The following is a 15,760-nucleotide window of genomic DNA, read 5'->3' as shown; positions in this document are numbered from 1 at the left end:
GTCAGGAAGAAGAAGCGGGTGAAGGTGTCGCCGAGGGAGTTTTGACGTGAAAGTCACAGCTCTTGGTTTGTACGGCGCACATCTTTATATTTGTACGTACACAAACAAAATGAAGTATGGACGCAAAACTGACCTTAAAACTCGATAAGGGCGTGATCGAGAAAGCGAAAGAGTACGCCGCCGCTCAGGAGAGGAGCTTGTCGAATCTGGTCGAATCTTATCTCAAAGCTCTGGTTAATAGGGAGAAGTCCGATGATTTCGAGGAAATTGAAATAACCCCGTTTGTGAGAAGCATGGCTACGGGCAATCATCTCCCGGCTGATTTTGACTACAAAACTGCTTACCGGGATCATCTGATAGAAAAGCACAAATGAAAAAGGACCGCCTGTTCCTGGATACTAACGTTGTGATGGACTTACTGGATGAAAGACCTCCGTTCTACGAATCTATTGCTAAAATTGCCGCTTTGGGGGACTCAGGTAGAGTAACTCTGATAGCTTCATCACTCTCCTACGCTACCTTAAACTATTTGCTTGCAAAATTGATAGGCTCAGAAAATTCCAAAGACAAGCTTAGAAAATTTAAAGTCATTTCTGAAATCAGCGGTGTAGATGAGTTTATAGTTGAGAAAGGTTTGAACTCTGCTTTCTCTGATTTTGAGGACTCACTTCAATATTATTGTGCTTTACAAGCCAAGTGTTCGATTATTATTACCAGAAATGGCAAAGACTTTAAAGAATCAAGGTTACCTGTTATGACGGCAGGAGAATATCTTTTCAGTGTGGGGATGCAATAGCATTCGCCGACGCCGATAAATAATTTTTGAAATGAAAATTAAAACCATTCGGATTCACGTTACAAACGCGAAGAGATGACCGCGCCCGATTTCAAATCTGGGCGAGCGGGGGCGAGTGATGAAGTCTTTTCAGAGTCTATTCAGGAACGATGACAATTCAAAAAGTACGACATCAAAAGTACAATGAAAAATAAGCATAGTACAACATAAATACAAAAAGTACTGCAAAACTTGCGTATATACACGAGTTAGCGGTAATTTTATGAACGACCACCAAACATTATGACAGTTGACAACTTACCGACAGAATTGCTCTTACTATTCAAGCAGAAGTTCCGGCTTGACATTGAACAACTTGACTTACTTGCCGACAAATTCAAACAAAAGCATATCCCAAAGAAGGAATTTTACTTAAATCAAGGGGAAATAGCCAAATCAAAAGCATACGTTGTAAAAGGTGCAGTCAGAACTTTTTACACAGACAACAATCTGAAAGAAAACACCTTGTTTTTCCGATTTGAAAATTCTTGGCTTGGCGACATAGAAAGCTATCACCAACAGACACCTTCTAAAATAAATATTCAGGCTTTGGAAGACACAGAACTACTAGTAATTTCAAAATCTGACTTTGACCAGCTTGAAAGGCAAATTCCTGTATTGGAAAAATGGTATTCGGTAAATGCCGTAAAAATGTATGCTTCTTTATTTAATAAGTTGGTAGAAGCAAAACTACGAACACCCGAAGAAAGATATTTACACCTACTTAATAATGAACCTCAAATTTTTCAAAGAGTTTCACTTCAACATATTGCTGCTTATCTTGAAATTGAACCTCAATCATTGAGCAGACTTAGAAAGCGGATGCTGAAAAAGGAAAAGTGATTTTTTAACTTTGGTTCAGTAGATTAGAATTTTCTATTCAGACTTTTGCATTGAACAAATTTTAAAAAACAATGCAACAAAAACTTCAAATAGGTAATGCCCAACATAGTTTGGGTTCAAGACTTCAAAAATTTTATTTCAATCTTAGCTATCGTTTTGGCTTTGCCGAGTGGGACGTGAACAAACCACAACCCGACTTGATACGATTAGTGGAAGAAGGAAAAATCGCAGGAAAAACCATTCTTGACATCGGCTGTGGCTCGGGTGACAATGCTATTTATCTTGCCCAAAAAGGCTTTCAGGTTACAGGACTTGATTATTCAGACAAAGGGATTGAAGTAGCTAAACGCAGGGCAGCGAAAGAAAACGTAACGGTAAAATTTGATGTGGCGGACGCATTTAATCTTAGCAACATAAACCAGCAATTTGACATTGTGATTGACTATGGTTTATATCATAATATCGATATGGATAAAATGCCTTTGTATCTTGAAAATATCCGACAAGTTTTGAAAACAGGCGGACAATTTATAATTCAAGCATTTGGCGAAAAATCACCTAAACAAAAATTTGCGCCCAGACAGGTTTCGGAAACGGAAATAAGAAACGAGTTCAGCCAAAACTGGACAGTATTAGAAATCCGTGAAGCGGTTTATCACGCTACTACTGAAAAACAAATTCACGCCATTCTGGCCATCATTCAAAAGATTTAATGTATGGACTATTTATACATTGCTCATATCGTGAGCCTTATCTTAATCGCACTTTGGATGACTGCCACCAGCATAGCGATTTTTATGCGGCAGGAATTTGTTATCAAAACCATTGAACGACTTGGCTATCCAAAATACTTTCCTTTCATTTTGGGGACTGCCAAACTCATTGGAGTTTGCTTTCTGCTTTTACCTTTACCGACAATTTTCAAGACAATTGTTTTTGTTGGGGTTACTATTGAAGTGCTTTGTGCCACCATCAGTTATTTTGTGATTGATAGAAAGTTTTCACAATGGGGTAAGCCGTTGCTATTGTTAATTATCATTTGGACAGCTTTTGTCTTATGGCGACTAAACAACAATATCGGACTGTTGAACTGAGAAAAAAACTACCGCTAACAGCGGCTTGGCGTAATGGCGGGTGACGTGCTTCGTATAAACATTTGTGCTATATTTGACCGTGTGCTTCGCATCAAGTTTTGTGCTGAAAATCCGCCACTACGCCAAGCCGCAAAACGTTGTGCGTCATGCTGGTGCGACTTCCAAATGACTTAAAGACCGACAAGAACTACTCAATGACAACTGCAATCGTAAAATTTCAAGATTGGACATTTGAAGTTGACAAAGCCTTAACTGAACAAACCTATAAGAGCATTTCAGGTAGCGGCGCTGACACTTGCCGCTGTAATGACTGCAAAAATTATGTTGCTTATCGTGACAAAGTTTTTCCCAAAGTAATCATTGACCTGTTTAAGAACTTGGGAATTGACTTTAAAAAAGAAGTAGAAATAACTTCCTACGAGACATTGCCTAATGGACTTCATCACATTGGCGGCTGGTTTCATTTTAAGGGACAAGCATTGACAGGAAAAGATTATCGTGTTCCGCTACCATCAGGTGGACACACTTTTGATTTGACAAGAATAACAGATAATTTTTCAATCGGTTTTGCAGAAGGAAATGACTTAACTTTTTTTGAAGACAAAACAGGTTTAGTACAGGTAGAGTTTGACACAAATATTCCTTGGGTAATTGACAAATCGCTTGAGACCGCATGAACTTATGTTGACAGAAGCACGAACGCACAACATGGCTTTTCTGATATATGGGCTGAAGAGTGGAAATCCCAGCTTCATATCACTATTCAACTTCTGTCCCGGCTGAAGAATCACAGATGAACTTTTGAATATCGTATCATCTGCATATCTTTATCCGGCTTCGGTTCGGGCTGAAAGTTTTTCAAATATCCATACATCAGAAAGCCGTGACCGTTAGCAACAATGCGAGTAAAATATGCGAATTAATGAGAACATTGTTGAACTTAAGATTTTTGATTTTGAAGTTGAACATAATGAAATAACAGATTTATTAAGTTTAGAACCAACCTGCATTTGGACTAAAGGCGAAGAATATGTTTTTGGTGACAAGACGAAAGAGGTTTGGAAAATTAGAGAGAAGAATTATTGGGAATATAGGAAGGTTAATATTTCAAACGATTGGATTGGAAACGACGTTGCAGCTTTTATTGAAGAGATAATTATTCCGAGAAAAGATGTCATTCGAAAATTGGCAGAACAACTTCATATAGAGTTCTCGGTCGTCCAATACATGTACGATGGATGTAATCCTGGTTTGTATTTTGATAAAAATGCAGTGAAAGTTTTGAGTGAATGTGGTTTAGAATTAAATATAGACCTATATGTTCTATACCAAGAGGACAGACAGGATTAATGCATTTGCACTGTTGCTAACATTCATGTTTATGTAATACTGGCGGAAGAACATAAACTGATCTTTTCTATCTCTTTAATCATCATCAACAAGTTTATGAAGCTGGTTCTCTGACAATTTTTGTGGTTAACGAGTCATACGCTCAGATTTGGCAAACTATTCCAACTGTAAGCATCTGAAAAACAACCACTTGAATATAGTCGATTATTTGAAAGAAAGTGGAAAACGACCTGCTCCACAAAAATTGTCAGAGAACCATGAAGCTTTAGTATTTCCCAAGCTCGCCCTGATTTGTAATCGGGGCGTGTATCTTCATAGCGTCTGTGACGCGACAGGCAGGATGATTCTGTCAAGAATTTCGATAACAACCAAATATCGCTATGAAATCCAAACTAACCCTAACCCTCGACAAGGACGTAATCGAGAAAGCGAAAAAGTACGCTGCCGCTCAGAAAAGGAGCCTGTCGAACTTGGTTGAATCTTATCTTAAAGCCTTGGTGAATCGTGAGGAATCCGACTTGGAGGAAAAATTCCCAATAACTCCATTTGTGAAGAGCATGCGTAAGGGTAACCTCCTCCCGGCGGATTTCGATTACAAGACTGCCTACCGAGAGCATTTGATTGAGAAGCACGAGTGAGGTAGCCCCATCCAGCAGCTACTACCACGTAAGCTACCACCGCGCTTTTAACTCGCATCACGATTCAAGAGATCAGTCTATTCAACGCTGTGAAAAGCTATTATAATAACGGCATCAATTACGGCAGGCAATGAGTATTTCGAATAGCTATGGTGTCTTATTCCATTAAAAAGCGGAGTAGTAGTTTTGTTAGCTGAGCCAATCGGACGGTCAATTGAAAATCTAGCCACCCGTGCTGACAATATTATCCGTTTTGGTAAAATTAACCTTACGGGTATCCGTAATTCTCAGTGTTTTAAAAGAAAGGCTTCCATGAACGAGAACAAGCTCCAAAAAATGAGGAAACAATCCTGGACACTATCCGGTTTGGCCGTATTTTTACTTCTGTTTTGTACAGGTTATCCGACGCACGCTCAGGAAACCAGTAAAAAACCTCATCAGCCCTACATCAAGCTGGCGCTCAATGCGTATTCGTTCAACGATCTGTTGACCGGGAATCGACAGAAAGACAATAAGCCCACATTGACCTTGCCTGAACTATTGAACTGGTGCGCCAGTCAAAACATCGATGCCGTTGATCTGACTGGATACTACTTTCCCGGCTACCCCGGCGTACCCTCCGACGAATACATTTACGAAATCAAACGCCAGGCTTTTAAATTGGGGATTGACATTTCGGGTACCGGAATAAAAAATGACTTTGCCTCCCCCGATCCGGCTGTGCGGGCCGACGGGGTAAAAAGGGCAAAAGAATGGATCATCGTCGCCTCAAAATTGGGAGCGCCCGTGCTTCGTCTGTTTGCAGGTGAAATTCCCAAAGGCTACGGAAACCGATGGGATGAAGTAGCGGGCTGGATGATTGCCTGTTATAAGGAATGCGCCGAATTTGGAGCCCAACATGGGGTGATAATCGGAATCCAGAACCACGGTGATATGCTTCAGACAGCCGAACAATGTATAAAAGTGGTGAAAGCCGTGGATTCCAAATGGGCCGGTCTCATTCTTGATACAGGCAACTTTAAAGTCGAGGATCCCTATCGTGACATTGAGGCGGTGATACCCTACACGGTTAACTGGCAGGTGAAAGAAAGTGTATTCGGTATTGGCAGCGATATCCCTACGGATATTCCCCGGCTGGTAAAAATACTAAAAAGGAGTGGGTACAGGGGTTATATTCCCGTCGAGACACTCTATGTAAAAAATAAGCCTTACGATCCTTATATACAGGTACCGGCCTTATTAAACGACCTCAAAGTGGCTTTGGATGCCGAGTTTAACTAGCGTTTGCTACTCAAAACAACCTGGTTCGCCCTGGTTTGCAACCGGGGTCAGTAACCTGGTAATCCAGCCCGCGCCATAAGTTGCAATCGGGGCGCCTACCCCACCTACCGCTTTCAACACGACCAGCAGAACGTCCCATTTCAGTACCCTTCCAGGAACTTAAAACTATCCCTGACGGAAAAACTAGTCCCCCGTCAGGCGGCGCTAAAAAACGAATAGTAGCATTTCGGGTAAAAATCAGGCCCTGGTGATGGAGAATCCGGGATTTTAGCCATAATTTACGGTTTAAACACAACCTAAACTATGAGGAAATTATCCCTGGCATGTTCGCTGCTGTTGCTGCCAACCGTCTTATTTGCACAGTCTACAAATCCTCCGGGACTTGACCTAATCAAAACAGCAGAATTAAAGACCGACCTCTACGCCCTGGCGGGTGCCAAATACCGCGGCAGGTCGGCCGGTACTTTGGATGAGCTGAAAGCGGCAATGTGGCTCGGTGAGAAGTACCGCGAGATCGGTTTGCAGCCCGGTGGTGATGATGGTACTTACTTTCAGTATTTTACGCTGTGGCGCAACCATGTCACTGATAATTCCAGTATCAGTATCAACAATACTCCCTTGAAACTATGGGAAGAGGCAGCCATTTCGCAAATGGCCCACGTCTCCTTGGATGCCCCTATCGTGTATTTGGGGAATGCACTGGCGGTTGATTTTGATGCCGTGGATGTAGAGGGAAAAGTAGTTGCCTTGGAAGCTAACCCTGCCGGAATTAATTCTAATATTTTCCTCCCAACCTGGCGGTACAGCCGCTCGGTGTATGTGAAGTACGGATTGCCATTGCTTCGAAAAGGGGCAAAGGCCATTATCTTCATCGCCGACGAAACCGCAGAAAAAGCCTGGGACGATGCAACCGAAAATTACAAGCGCGGAAGCTACGATATTGAGGGTGGCTCGAATGAGAATGTCACGGCGACCGTACCCATTATCTGGCTGCGTGCGTCAGCCAAAAAGGAGTTAGAGAAAGGTACGGCCAGAATGAAGGCCGATATTCAGACAGCCAAGTACCCCTACCCCTCGGTGAACATTATCGGGACTATTGACGGCACAGACCCGAAGTTGAAGTCGGAGTACCTACTGTACAGTGGCCACACCGATGCCCACGGGGTCCGGAACGAAATCAAAAACGACTCCATTTATTACGGTGCCGATGACAACGGCAGTGTCAACGTGGCGATGCTGGCCAACGCCCGGGCGTTTGTAAAAAACCCCGTTCGTCGCTCGGTGGTGTTTATTATTCACGGGGCCGAAGAAAGAGGTCTTCTTGGTTCCAGGTACTACACCGCTCATCCAACCATCCCGCTAGACAATATTGTAACAGTTTTAAACGGAGATATGATTGGTCGTAACCACCCGGATAGCGCCGCCGTGCTGGGCGTGATCCCACCCCACCGGACTTCGCAGGAACTGGTCGATATGGTACTTGCCGCCAATAACGAAGGACCAAAATTCAAGTTGGATACCGAGTGGGACAAAGCCTCGCATCCGGAAGGCTGGTTTTTTCGAAGCGATCATCTGCCCTACGCCCGGCTGGGCATTCCGTCGTTGATGTACACCACGCTTTTACACCCTGATTACCATACCCCACAGGACAATGCCGGGAACATCGACTATCCTAAGTTGAAGAAAATGGCCGACTGGATGTACCGCACCGGCTGGAAAGTAGCCAACGCTGATAAACGTCCGGCACGGGAACCCAATTTCAAACTTGAAAGGTAATACGCTGATTGCTTCATGAGAAAAATAAAATTATTGTTTGGCTGGGTTGTATTGCTCCTAATCAGCGCAGCCTGTCAGACCGCAAAAGTGCCCGGCGATGGCTCATCCATTGATGTTTCCGAATTAACCATCGCCGATATTCACCGTGCTTTTGAGTCGGGTGCTTACACCGGCGAGCAACTGATACAAGCCTACCTGGATCGGATCAGTACTGTAAACCCCCGAATTCATGCGCTTTCATTTATCAACCCTGAGGCCTTGAAAACGGCCCGGGCGTTGGATGCGGAATACCGCAAAACCAGGATACTGCGGCCCCTGCACGGTATACCTATTATTGTAAAAGACAACATCAACACGAAGGGGATGCCCACCACGGCTGGATCGCTGGCGCTGAAAAACTTCGTACCGGAGGAGGATGCATTTATTGTTAAAAAGCTGACCGATGCCGGCGCCATCATCATCGCCAAGTCCAACATGGCCGAGTGGGCCTTTTCGCCCCGTCACTCGATTAGTTCTACTTATGGCGAAACTCTGAACCCCTATAATACCGAGTACGTCCCGGCGGGTTCGAGCGGTGGAACGGGCACCGCCGTGGCGGCGAGTTTGGGCACCGTCGGACTGGGAACCGATACCGGGAACTCCATCCGCGGTCCTTCTTCGCACAACGCGCTGGTAGGCTACCGAACTACCATCGGCCTGGTAAGTCGGGCGGATATCGTACCGCTCTACCTTCGCAATGATGTGGTTGGCCCCATGTGCCGCAGCGTTGCGGATGCCACCCTCGTCCTGGAAGCCATGACTGGCTATGATCCTAATGATCCGGTGACGAAGTACTCCGAGGGCAAAGTACCCACCAACTACACCCAGTACCTGCAAAAGGATGGTTTGAAAGGGGCCCGCATTGGGGTACTTCGCGAGTTGAGCGAAGCAGACCCTGATCCCGAGGTGAAAGCACTTTTTGAAAAATCGATCCGGGATATGGCAGCATTGGGTGCCGTGATGGTGGATGCCGTAACCATTCCCGATTTTGCCGAGCTGCGTAAAAATCAATGGTGCGCCGAATTTCGGGCCGACCTGGAAACCTATCTGGCTACCTACGTAAAGAATGACACGATCAGGACCCTAGAAGATATTATCAGGATTGGCAGTACTTCAAAGCTCACTGATGAAAGGTTAGCCTACCTGGCCGGACATAGCGGCCGGCCGGTCAATCCCGAAATCGCCTGCTCCGACCCTTATACCGACCAACGGCGGATTGCCTTTCGAAAAGCGATTGAAGACGAGATGGACAGACTGCAACTCGATGCGATCATCTACCCTACCTGGAATAATAAGCCCGCCAAAATCAGTCGGTTCAATGAGGATTATAAAGGAGATAACAGTCAGATTATTTCTCCTCACACGGGACAGCCTGCCTTTACGGTGCCAATGGGCTTCACCTCTAGCAACCTTCCTGCTGGAGTACAATTTCTGGGACGAATGTACGCCGAACCTACCTTGATCAAGCTCGTGTACTCCTACGAGCAAGGTACTTTGCACCGCAAACCTCCGTCCATTTCTGAGTAACAAAGGTAAAGGGTTGAATAGAAAAGTATGGTGTGATTATAACTAACCCAAACTACCCATGGCGACAAACGATAAGCCTAACCCCATTGTAAGTTGGAGTTCCGGAACAAGTACCTCCTCCCCATCCACCCGCTTTGCTACCGAAGAACCCGATTTAAAACAATACGTCGTAAACCCAGCCAGCGTCCAGCCCCCTCCTGCGGGACTAGGCTTTTTCAAACGTTTCAGTTTTACTCCCGATAAACTATCCACCCGCAGTCGTTTGGCTCCCGCCGAGTGGAGCGCCACCCGGTGACGACTTTCCCTTAACCCTCCGGGCAGCGCAACCATAGCCAGCCTAGAATGAATTCAAGATAGCATCCTCCGGTAAGCCTAATTCTCCAGCAGTGTCATGCCTGCTCAAAAAACAATCGTTTTCCCTGCTTGTTGTACCCCAATAATCAAACAAGTCCTGCTTTTCTCATTCAGCTATTCTGAGAACCATGACACTACTTACGCTTCTTTTTTATATGTTTACTACTTTCCTGTCAGGCCTATTTGCCGACAAAAATGAATCAGCCACCCGCATAGAAACTAGCATGAACGGCACACAAAGTTTATACGATTTTAAATTGAAGACCTTGACGGGTGATCAGACAATTGACCTCAGTCAGTACAAGGGCAAGAAAGTAGTGCTCATAAACGTAGCCTCAAAGTGTGGCTTCACCCCGCAGTACAGCGACTGGGAGGCCTTCCACAAAAAATACGGCGATGACATCGTGGTACTGGGTTTTCCCGCCAATAATTTTGGTGGTCAGGAGCCGGGTACGGATGAGGAAATAGCCAGCTTCTGCCAAAAAAATTATGGGGTATCGTTTCAGCTTTTTGACAAGATCGACGTAGTGGGCAAGATGCAACATCCTCTTTACAAATGGCTATCGACCAAGGCTTTGAATGGATGGAATGATAAAGCACCTACCTGGAATTTTTGCAAATACGTAGTCAGTGAACAAGGGCAGCTCACTCATTTTTTTGCTTCTGCAGTAACACCAGCCGATGATGAATTCAGGAAGGCTGTTGGCTTGTGAACTCTCGCGCCGCGCCGAATTCTCCTTCAAGAACTGCTCCTCCGCTATGTTTAGAAGCAGACTCTACTCAACTTCCCTACTCGTAGTCCTCCTGTTCCTGGCCGCTCTCAGTCCGGAAAAGCCCAAAATCTTAATCATTGGAGATTCCATTTCGATCGGGTACACACCCTTTGTCCAACAACAACTATCGGACAAGGCTACCGTTTCGCACAATCCCGGCAACGCGCAGCATACCGGAAAGGGATTGGCGAGTATAGATGAGTGGTTGGAAGACGAGCAATGGGACATCGTTCATTTCAACTGGGGATTATGGGATTTGTGTTATCGTCACCCGGATTCAAAGGTGCAGGGCAACCGGGATAAAAAAAATGGAACAATAACCTACTCCATAGAGGAATACGCCGCCAACCTCGATTCGCTGGTAACTATGCTACGCAGAAAAACGGATGCCAGACTGGTGTTTGCCACAACTACCTACGTCCCCAAGCACGAGGCGGGTAGATTTTCGGACGACGCCTTGAAATACAACGAGGCTGCGAAGAAGGTCATGCAGAAACATTCTATTGTGGTGAATGACCTCTACCCTCAGTCCAGAAAAGTACACAAGAAGTTCGGGAAAGGATTGGACGATGTGCACTACACGGACGAAGGCTACGAAAAATTGGGAAGGCTTGTGACTGATTTTCTTGAAAAAGAAATGGCGTCGCTGGACAGCAGATAACATCCCCCATCTACCCTTTGCATAGTCGTGTGTTACTTTTGTTGAACACTACGTGTTTCAGATAATTCTACTACTAAATATTACCGGAAGAGGTAGCTTGATCAAAATTCCGCATCCCGTTCAAAGTACAAATACACGTAAACCGCTGCCCCAAAACTTGCGGTGTTACTTGACGCCAGCCGCCAACCTTTCTTGGCGTATTCATCCAACTTGGCCTGGATTTCAGCGGTGGAGGAATTAAGAATGTGATTGGTGTCGAGCGTCAGCTTACTGTAATAAATAAAACTTTCGAGTTTGTATTCTTTCATTTTTGATTGTGTTTCAGGACTACTGAATCTTGCTTTTAACCATTCACAATGCGCCTTCCTTGATCTCCTCCACTACCGTCGGATCCAGTAGCGTCGAAGTATCACCCAGATTAGACGTATCGCCCTCAGCGACTTTACGCAGAATGCGGCGCATAATTTTGCCGGAGCGCGTTTTGGGTAGTCCCGTCACGAACTGTACTTTGTCGGGCCGGGCAATGGGACCAATGACGCGCGTAACGGTCGCCCCGATGTCCTTGCGCATCATTTCGGGTTCGTCGGGCTGGCTCTCGGTGATGACGTAGGCGTAGATGCCCTGCCCCTTAATGTCGTGCGGATAGCCAACCACCGCCGATTCCACCACGCCGAGGTGCATGTTTATGGCGTTTTCGACTTCCGCCGTACCGATGCGGTGGCCCGAGACATTGATAACGTCATCCACGCGGCCCGTGATGCGGTAATCGCCGTCCTCATCGCGCAGACAGCCATCGCCCGTGAAGTACATGCCCGGATAAGCCGAGAAGTACGTCTTCTGGCAGCGATCATGGTCGCCCCAGGTAGTGCGGAGCATTCCAGGCCAGGGAAATTTGATGCAAAGATTGCCGCTCACGCCGTTGCCTTCGATTTCGTTTCCGGCCTCATCTACCAGCACGGGCTGTATGCCGGGCAATGGCAGCGTAGCGAAGGTCGGTTTCTCGGGCGTTACGCCCGCGATGGCCGTGATCATCATACCACCCGTTTCGGTTTGCCACCAGGTATCCACCAGCGGACATTCGCCCTTGCCGATATTGTGCTTGTACCACTGCCAGGCTTCTTCATTGATCGGCTCACCGACGGAACCGAGTTTAGTCAGCGAGGACAAGTCGTGGTCTTTGACGTACTGCAATCCGAAACTCATCAGTGCCCGGATGGCCGTGGGGGCGGTGTACAGGATATTAACCTTGTGTTTTTCGGTAATTTCCCAAAAACGCCCGGCGTCGGGGTAGGTCGGAACACCTTCGAACATGAGTGAGGTGGCCCCGTAGCAAAGTGGGCCATACACGATATAGCTGTGACCCGTAATCCAGCCAATGTCGGCGGTACAAAAGTGAATTTCGCCCGGCTCGTACTGAAACACATTGGCAAACGTATAGGTAGTATAAACCATATAGCCGCCACAGGTATGAACTACCCCCTTGGGCTTGCCCGTGGAGCCGGAAGTGTATAGAATAAAAAGCGGGTCTTCGGCATCCATTTCCTCGGCGGGGCAGTCGGCATCCACGTACTTGACTTCCTCCTCCCACCAGTGATCGCGGCCTTTAAGCATAGAGATAGGCGTGCGAGTGCGGGTCATCACAATCACATCTTTCACCGTCGTGCATTTTTCCAGCGCGTCGTCCACAGTTTCCTTCATCGGGATAGTCTTTTGGCCCCGGAAAGCTCCATCGGAGGTAATGACCATCGTGCAGGCCGCGTCATTAATGCGATCGGCGATAGCTCGGGCCGAAAAGCCGCCGAAAACTACCGAGTGAATCGCTCCGATGCGGGCGCAAGCCAACACCGCGATGGCCAGCTCCGGCACCATCGGCAAGTAGATGCACACCCGGTCGCCTTTCTTGACGCCGTATTTTTTCAGGACATTGGCAAAGCGGCAAACGCGGCGGTGTAGTTGGCTGTACGTTATGGTGACAGCCTTGTCGTCGGGTTCGTTAGGTTCCCAAATGAGGGCAGCCTGCTCTCCACGCTCGGCCAGGTGGCGGTCGAGGGCATTCTCGGTGATATTCAGTTTCGCACCTTTGAACCATTCGATTTTGGGTTCCTCGAAATTCCAGTCCAACACTTTGTCCCAAGGCTTGCGCCACTGGAAATTTCCGGCAATCTCGCTCCAAAAACCTTCGGGGTCATTTACACTTTTATCGTAAGCTGCCTGGTATTCTTCGAAAGTCGTCGTTTTCATGGAGGTCATAGGGTTGGGATCGTAAGCCGAAATTTCAGTCAGCTCTGGTTCAGGGTTTTTGTCAAAAATTTGGGAAAATATACGAAAAGATCGCCTGATTCAAGCTATTGGCCTTGAAACTGGAAGCAGCCGCGTCCTGTTATCTGATTGATTTTGAATAAATGAAGGGGTATCTTTGGAAGAAAAAAAATAGAAATTATGGAAACTGTCGAGAAGGAAATTAACAAAGAAACGGGAACCCCGAGCAGGGGAGTTCTGCTTTGCCGGAAGTTGGTGGCCGAGAAGCGGGAAATGCAGGAGCAGGCTTATAAGGATCGGCAAGATCCCAAGATTCAGGCCATTATCCGGAAGCAGGTCGAAGAATTAAAAAATGATGCTTCCCATAGATAATTAACTATGGATATTAATAAACTAAAAACTAGAAGGGTAAAAGAGTACACTGATATTGATGGACTTAAAAGTTTAATTCCAACTAGGTTATATAAATATAGATATTGGAACGATAATGTAAAACATAGTTTTCATAAATATATTTTGACTGAAAGACAATTATATTTTTCTGATTCCTACTCTTTTGATGACCCTTATGATTGTAGATTCCCAGTAAATTTTGATTATAGTTTTGAAAGCATAAAAGAACGAATGAAGAAAAGTTACTATAAATTATTAGGTCTTCATGTTTTGAAAAATGAGCAATTGGAATCGTTGATTAAGCAGCAATATAACGAAAGATTTGGTACAGAAGCTAATAGAAAGATTAGAGAAAGGGAATTTTATAAACTTTTCAACGAAACGTTGGTTAGCTACTGTCTGTCAATGTCTAACAACAATAAAAAGATGTGGAATAAATATGGCGACAAATTCAACGGCTTCTGCGTCGGTTTTGATTTCCATAAGGATCTACAAAGTTTGCTAGATGCTAACATAGGAGGAACCTATGTGCAATATGTAAATAAAACTACTGAACATATGGTATATCCAGATATAAACACCGAAGGAGGTCTGGAAGATTACACTTGGTTCTCTAATGACTTGATTAGAAAAAAATATAAATCTTGGTCATTTGAAAAAGAATATAGATTCTATAAATGGAATTTTGATTATTTAAATAATCTTGAAATACCTGAATTCAACAATATCTATACGGTACCTCATTCTTGTTTTGATGAAATTATTTTTGGATATAAAATGAATCAAAAGCATATAGAAGAAATTATGGAAGTATGTAAAAAAAATAATATCTGGGTCAGTTTTAAAATAGCTGATTTACATAAAAATTCGGTAGTAATACGTGACATTTAATGCACATAATTAATCAGATTGAAAGTTCAATCCTAGTCAGATTATGATACATTATGGAGGTAATAGATATCAAACTCCTCCAACATCTTTTTTGGATTTGTAAGAATTGTTAATACAATACTAGAAAAAGATTCAACCGCTCCGGCAATCAATGCGTCGCCTCCCCCGCCCCGCTCGGCAGCCGAATATTTTCCACAATCTGCTGCACCTCCTCGGGCGGATCGGTCGTAAAGGCACTGATCGTCAGTGATACCACGAAATTAGCCAGCATCGCTATTGAGCCGAAACCTTCGGGCGAAATGCCGAACCACCATCCGGAAGCGGGCGATGGCGCGTCGCCCAGCCAGCCCAGTTTGAACCTTACCATGTAGTAGAGCATTAGCAGCGTACCGACGACCATCCCGACGACTGCCCCTTCCTTGTTCATTTTTTTGTAAAAAATCCCCAGAATAATGGCGGGGAAGAACGAGGCCGCCGCCAAACCGAAAGCCAGCGCCACTACCGCCGCCACGAAACCGGGCGGGTTGATGCCGAAGTACCCCGCCACACAAACAGCCAGCGTGGCTGAAATCCGCGCCGCGATCAATTCACCTTTTTCGGAAATATTGGGCAAAATCATTTTTTTCAAAAGGTCGTGCGACACCGAGGCGGAAATCACCAGTAGCAGTCCCGCCGCCGTGGAGAGCGCCGCCGCCAGGCCGCCCGCCGCCAGCAGGGCGATGACCCAATTGGGCAACTGGGCGATTTCGGGATTGGCCAGCACCATGATGTCATTGTCGATGGTCAATTCATTGACTTCCTTGTCGGCTACGTACTGGATTTTACCATCGTTGTTCTTGTCATCGAAAGCCAAAAGTCCCGTCGTCTCCCAGTTTTTGAACCACCGCGGTACCGAGGCGTATTCCTGATTACTGACGGTTTCGATGAGGTTGGTCCGCGCGAAGACCGAAATGGCGGGAGCCGTGGTATATAAAATGGCGATAAAGAACAGCGCCAATCCCGCTGACATTCGGGCGTCCTTCACGCGCTTGACGGTGAAAAACCGC

The 15,760-nt window shown here is 45.7% G+C and carries 19 protein-coding genes; 15 read left to right on the top strand and 4 right to left on the bottom strand.

Annotated elements, in window-relative coordinates; translation table 11 throughout:
- Positions 1–116 precede the first annotated feature (116 nt).
- The 11 genes from ACEW8P_RS01115 (at position 117) to ACEW8P_RS01065 (ending at position 9,383) form a co-directional block, all read left to right on the top strand.
- The gene (locus ACEW8P_RS01115) at positions 117–374 is read left to right on the top strand and encodes a DUF6364 family protein (protein WP_373511269.1); all 258 of its coding nucleotides are present in this window, start codon (positions 117–119) and stop codon (positions 372–374) included.
- A complete protein-coding gene (locus ACEW8P_RS01110; RefSeq protein WP_373511268.1) occupies positions 371–796 on the top strand; it encodes a type II toxin-antitoxin system VapC family toxin in 426 nt (141 codons plus the stop codon). Before ACEW8P_RS01115 ends, ACEW8P_RS01110 begins: the two co-directional genes overlap by 4 nt.
- 282 nt (positions 797–1,078) lie before the next feature.
- Positions 1,079–1,678 (top strand): Crp/Fnr family transcriptional regulator, encoded by a 600-nt coding sequence (locus ACEW8P_RS01105; RefSeq protein WP_373511267.1) that lies wholly within the window; start codon positions 1,079–1,081, stop codon positions 1,676–1,678.
- Between the two features lie 71 nt (positions 1,679–1,749).
- Complete coding sequence (locus tag ACEW8P_RS01100; RefSeq protein ID WP_373511266.1) at positions 1,750–2,391, top strand: class I SAM-dependent methyltransferase; 642 nt, start codon at positions 1,750–1,752, stop codon at positions 2,389–2,391.
- Positions 2,392–2,394: 3 nt separating this feature from the next.
- Positions 2,395–2,772 carry a DoxX family protein gene (locus tag ACEW8P_RS01095; protein ID WP_373511265.1) on the top strand — a complete coding sequence of 126 codons (378 nt, stop codon included), beginning with the start codon at positions 2,395–2,397 and terminating at the stop codon, positions 2,770–2,772.
- 146 nt (positions 2,773–2,918) lie between these two features.
- Entirely contained in the window at positions 2,919–3,449 is a 531-nt protein-coding gene (locus ACEW8P_RS01090) for a hypothetical protein (RefSeq protein WP_373511264.1), read from the top strand.
- A 235-nt stretch (positions 3,450–3,684) separates the two neighbouring features.
- On the top strand, positions 3,685–4,122 hold the full coding sequence (locus ACEW8P_RS01085; protein ID WP_373511263.1) for a DUF4279 domain-containing protein: 438 nt from the start codon (positions 3,685–3,687) through the stop codon (positions 4,120–4,122).
- 380 nt (positions 4,123–4,502) lie between these two features.
- Positions 4,503–4,760 carry a DUF6364 family protein gene (locus ACEW8P_RS01080; RefSeq protein WP_373511262.1) on the top strand — a complete coding sequence of 86 codons (258 nt, stop codon included), beginning with the start codon at positions 4,503–4,505 and terminating at the stop codon, positions 4,758–4,760.
- Between the two features lie 336 nt (positions 4,761–5,096).
- The gene (locus ACEW8P_RS01075) at positions 5,097–6,041 is read left to right on the top strand and encodes a sugar phosphate isomerase/epimerase family protein (protein ID WP_373511261.1); all 945 of its coding nucleotides are present in this window, start codon (positions 5,097–5,099) and stop codon (positions 6,039–6,041) included.
- A gap of 303 nt (positions 6,042–6,344) precedes the next feature.
- Positions 6,345–7,817, top strand: coding sequence for a M28 family metallopeptidase (locus tag ACEW8P_RS01070; protein ID WP_373511260.1), 1,473 nt, complete (start codon positions 6,345–6,347; stop codon positions 7,815–7,817).
- 15 nt (positions 7,818–7,832) lie between these two features.
- On the top strand, positions 7,833–9,383 hold the full coding sequence (locus ACEW8P_RS01065) for an amidase (protein ID WP_373511259.1): 1,551 nt from the start codon (positions 7,833–7,835) through the stop codon (positions 9,381–9,383).
- A 42-nt stretch (positions 9,384–9,425) separates the two neighbouring features.
- On the opposite strand, the gene ACEW8P_RS01060 is transcribed toward ACEW8P_RS01065, so the two are convergent.
- Positions 9,426–9,713 carry a hypothetical protein gene (locus ACEW8P_RS01060; RefSeq protein ID WP_373511258.1) on the bottom strand — a complete coding sequence of 96 codons (288 nt, stop codon included), beginning with the start codon at positions 9,711–9,713 and terminating at the stop codon, positions 9,426–9,428.
- 152 nt (positions 9,714–9,865) lie between these two features.
- On the opposite strand from ACEW8P_RS01060, the gene ACEW8P_RS01055 reads away from it, so the two are divergent.
- Complete coding sequence (locus tag ACEW8P_RS01055; protein WP_373511257.1) at positions 9,866–10,450, top strand: glutathione peroxidase; 585 nt, start codon at positions 9,866–9,868, stop codon at positions 10,448–10,450.
- A complete protein-coding gene (locus ACEW8P_RS01050) occupies positions 10,419–11,171 on the top strand; it encodes an SGNH/GDSL hydrolase family protein (RefSeq protein WP_373511256.1) in 753 nt (250 codons plus the stop codon). The genes ACEW8P_RS01055 and ACEW8P_RS01050 overlap by 32 nt, the downstream gene beginning before the upstream one ends.
- A gap of 101 nt (positions 11,172–11,272) precedes the next feature.
- Here the strand turns inward: ACEW8P_RS01050 and ACEW8P_RS01045 are convergent, their stop codons facing one another.
- Together ACEW8P_RS01045 and acs are read right to left on the bottom strand one after the other, a co-directional pair.
- A complete protein-coding gene (locus ACEW8P_RS01045) occupies positions 11,273–11,479 on the bottom strand; it encodes a DUF4177 domain-containing protein (protein ID WP_373511255.1) in 207 nt (68 codons plus the stop codon).
- Between the two features lie 43 nt (positions 11,480–11,522).
- Positions 11,523–13,445 (bottom strand): acetate--CoA ligase, encoded by a 1,923-nt coding sequence (acs, locus tag ACEW8P_RS01040; RefSeq protein ID WP_373511270.1) that lies wholly within the window; start codon positions 13,443–13,445, stop codon positions 11,523–11,525.
- Positions 13,446–13,610: 165 nt separating this feature from the next.
- On the opposite strand from acs, the gene ACEW8P_RS01035 reads away from it, so the two are divergent.
- Entirely contained in the window at positions 13,611–13,802 is a 192-nt protein-coding gene (locus tag ACEW8P_RS01035; RefSeq protein WP_373511254.1) for a hypothetical protein, read from the top strand.
- 6 nt (positions 13,803–13,808) lie between these two features.
- The gene (locus ACEW8P_RS01030) at positions 13,809–14,714 is read left to right on the top strand and encodes a DUF2971 domain-containing protein (protein WP_373511253.1); all 906 of its coding nucleotides are present in this window, start codon (positions 13,809–13,811) and stop codon (positions 14,712–14,714) included.
- A 148-nt stretch (positions 14,715–14,862) separates the two neighbouring features.
- On the opposite strand, the gene ACEW8P_RS01025 is transcribed toward ACEW8P_RS01030, so the two are convergent.
- Positions 14,863–15,760, bottom strand: an 898-nt coding sequence (locus ACEW8P_RS01025) for a VC_2705 family sodium/solute symporter (protein ID WP_373511252.1), incomplete at its 5' end; no start/stop codon positions are given.

Origin of the sequence: Persicitalea sp., assembly GCF_041751555.1 — a bacterium.
In the GTDB taxonomy this organism is placed as follows: domain Bacteria; phylum Bacteroidota; class Bacteroidia; order Cytophagales; family Spirosomataceae; genus Persicitalea.
This window is presented reverse-complemented; position numbering and strand designations above follow the sequence as displayed.

What these genes read in the sequence shown, in the direction of transcription:
- ACEW8P_RS01050 (WP_373511256.1), top strand. Translation starts at nt 10,419, where the DNA reads ATGATGAATTCAGGAAGGCTGTTGGCTTGTGAACTCTCGCGCCGCGCC.
- ACEW8P_RS01080 (WP_373511262.1), top strand. Translation starts at nt 4,503, where the DNA reads ATGAAATCCAAACTAACCCTAACCCTCGACAAGGACGTAATCGAGAAA.
- ACEW8P_RS01095 (WP_373511265.1), top strand. Translation starts at nt 2,395, where the DNA reads ATGGACTATTTATACATTGCTCATATCGTGAGCCTTATCTTAATCGCA.
- ACEW8P_RS01085 (WP_373511263.1), top strand. Translation starts at nt 3,685, where the DNA reads ATGCGAATTAATGAGAACATTGTTGAACTTAAGATTTTTGATTTTGAA.
- ACEW8P_RS01035 (WP_373511254.1), top strand. Translation starts at nt 13,611, where the DNA reads ATGGAAACTGTCGAGAAGGAAATTAACAAAGAAACGGGAACCCCGAGC.
- ACEW8P_RS01055 (WP_373511257.1), top strand. Translation starts at nt 9,866, where the DNA reads ATGACACTACTTACGCTTCTTTTTTATATGTTTACTACTTTCCTGTCA.
- ACEW8P_RS01110 (WP_373511268.1), top strand. Translation starts at nt 371, where the DNA reads ATGAAAAAGGACCGCCTGTTCCTGGATACTAACGTTGTGATGGACTTA.
- ACEW8P_RS01045 (WP_373511255.1), bottom strand. Translation starts at nt 11,479, where the DNA reads ATGAAAGAATACAAACTCGAAAGTTTTATTTATTACAGTAAGCTGACG.
- ACEW8P_RS01070 (WP_373511260.1), top strand. Translation starts at nt 6,345, where the DNA reads ATGAGGAAATTATCCCTGGCATGTTCGCTGCTGTTGCTGCCAACCGTC.
- ACEW8P_RS01105 (WP_373511267.1), top strand. Translation starts at nt 1,079, where the DNA reads ATGACAGTTGACAACTTACCGACAGAATTGCTCTTACTATTCAAGCAG.
- ACEW8P_RS01100 (WP_373511266.1), top strand. Translation starts at nt 1,750, where the DNA reads ATGCAACAAAAACTTCAAATAGGTAATGCCCAACATAGTTTGGGTTCA.
- ACEW8P_RS01075 (WP_373511261.1), top strand. Translation starts at nt 5,097, where the DNA reads ATGAGGAAACAATCCTGGACACTATCCGGTTTGGCCGTATTTTTACTT.
- ACEW8P_RS01090 (WP_373511264.1), top strand. Translation starts at nt 2,919, where the DNA reads ATGCTGGTGCGACTTCCAAATGACTTAAAGACCGACAAGAACTACTCA.
- ACEW8P_RS01115 (WP_373511269.1), top strand. Translation starts at nt 117, where the DNA reads ATGGACGCAAAACTGACCTTAAAACTCGATAAGGGCGTGATCGAGAAA.
- ACEW8P_RS01030 (WP_373511253.1), top strand. Translation starts at nt 13,809, where the DNA reads ATGGATATTAATAAACTAAAAACTAGAAGGGTAAAAGAGTACACTGAT.
- ACEW8P_RS01065 (WP_373511259.1), top strand. Translation starts at nt 7,833, where the DNA reads ATGAGAAAAATAAAATTATTGTTTGGCTGGGTTGTATTGCTCCTAATC.
- ACEW8P_RS01060 (WP_373511258.1), bottom strand. Translation starts at nt 9,713, where the DNA reads ATGGTTGCGCTGCCCGGAGGGTTAAGGGAAAGTCGTCACCGGGTGGCG.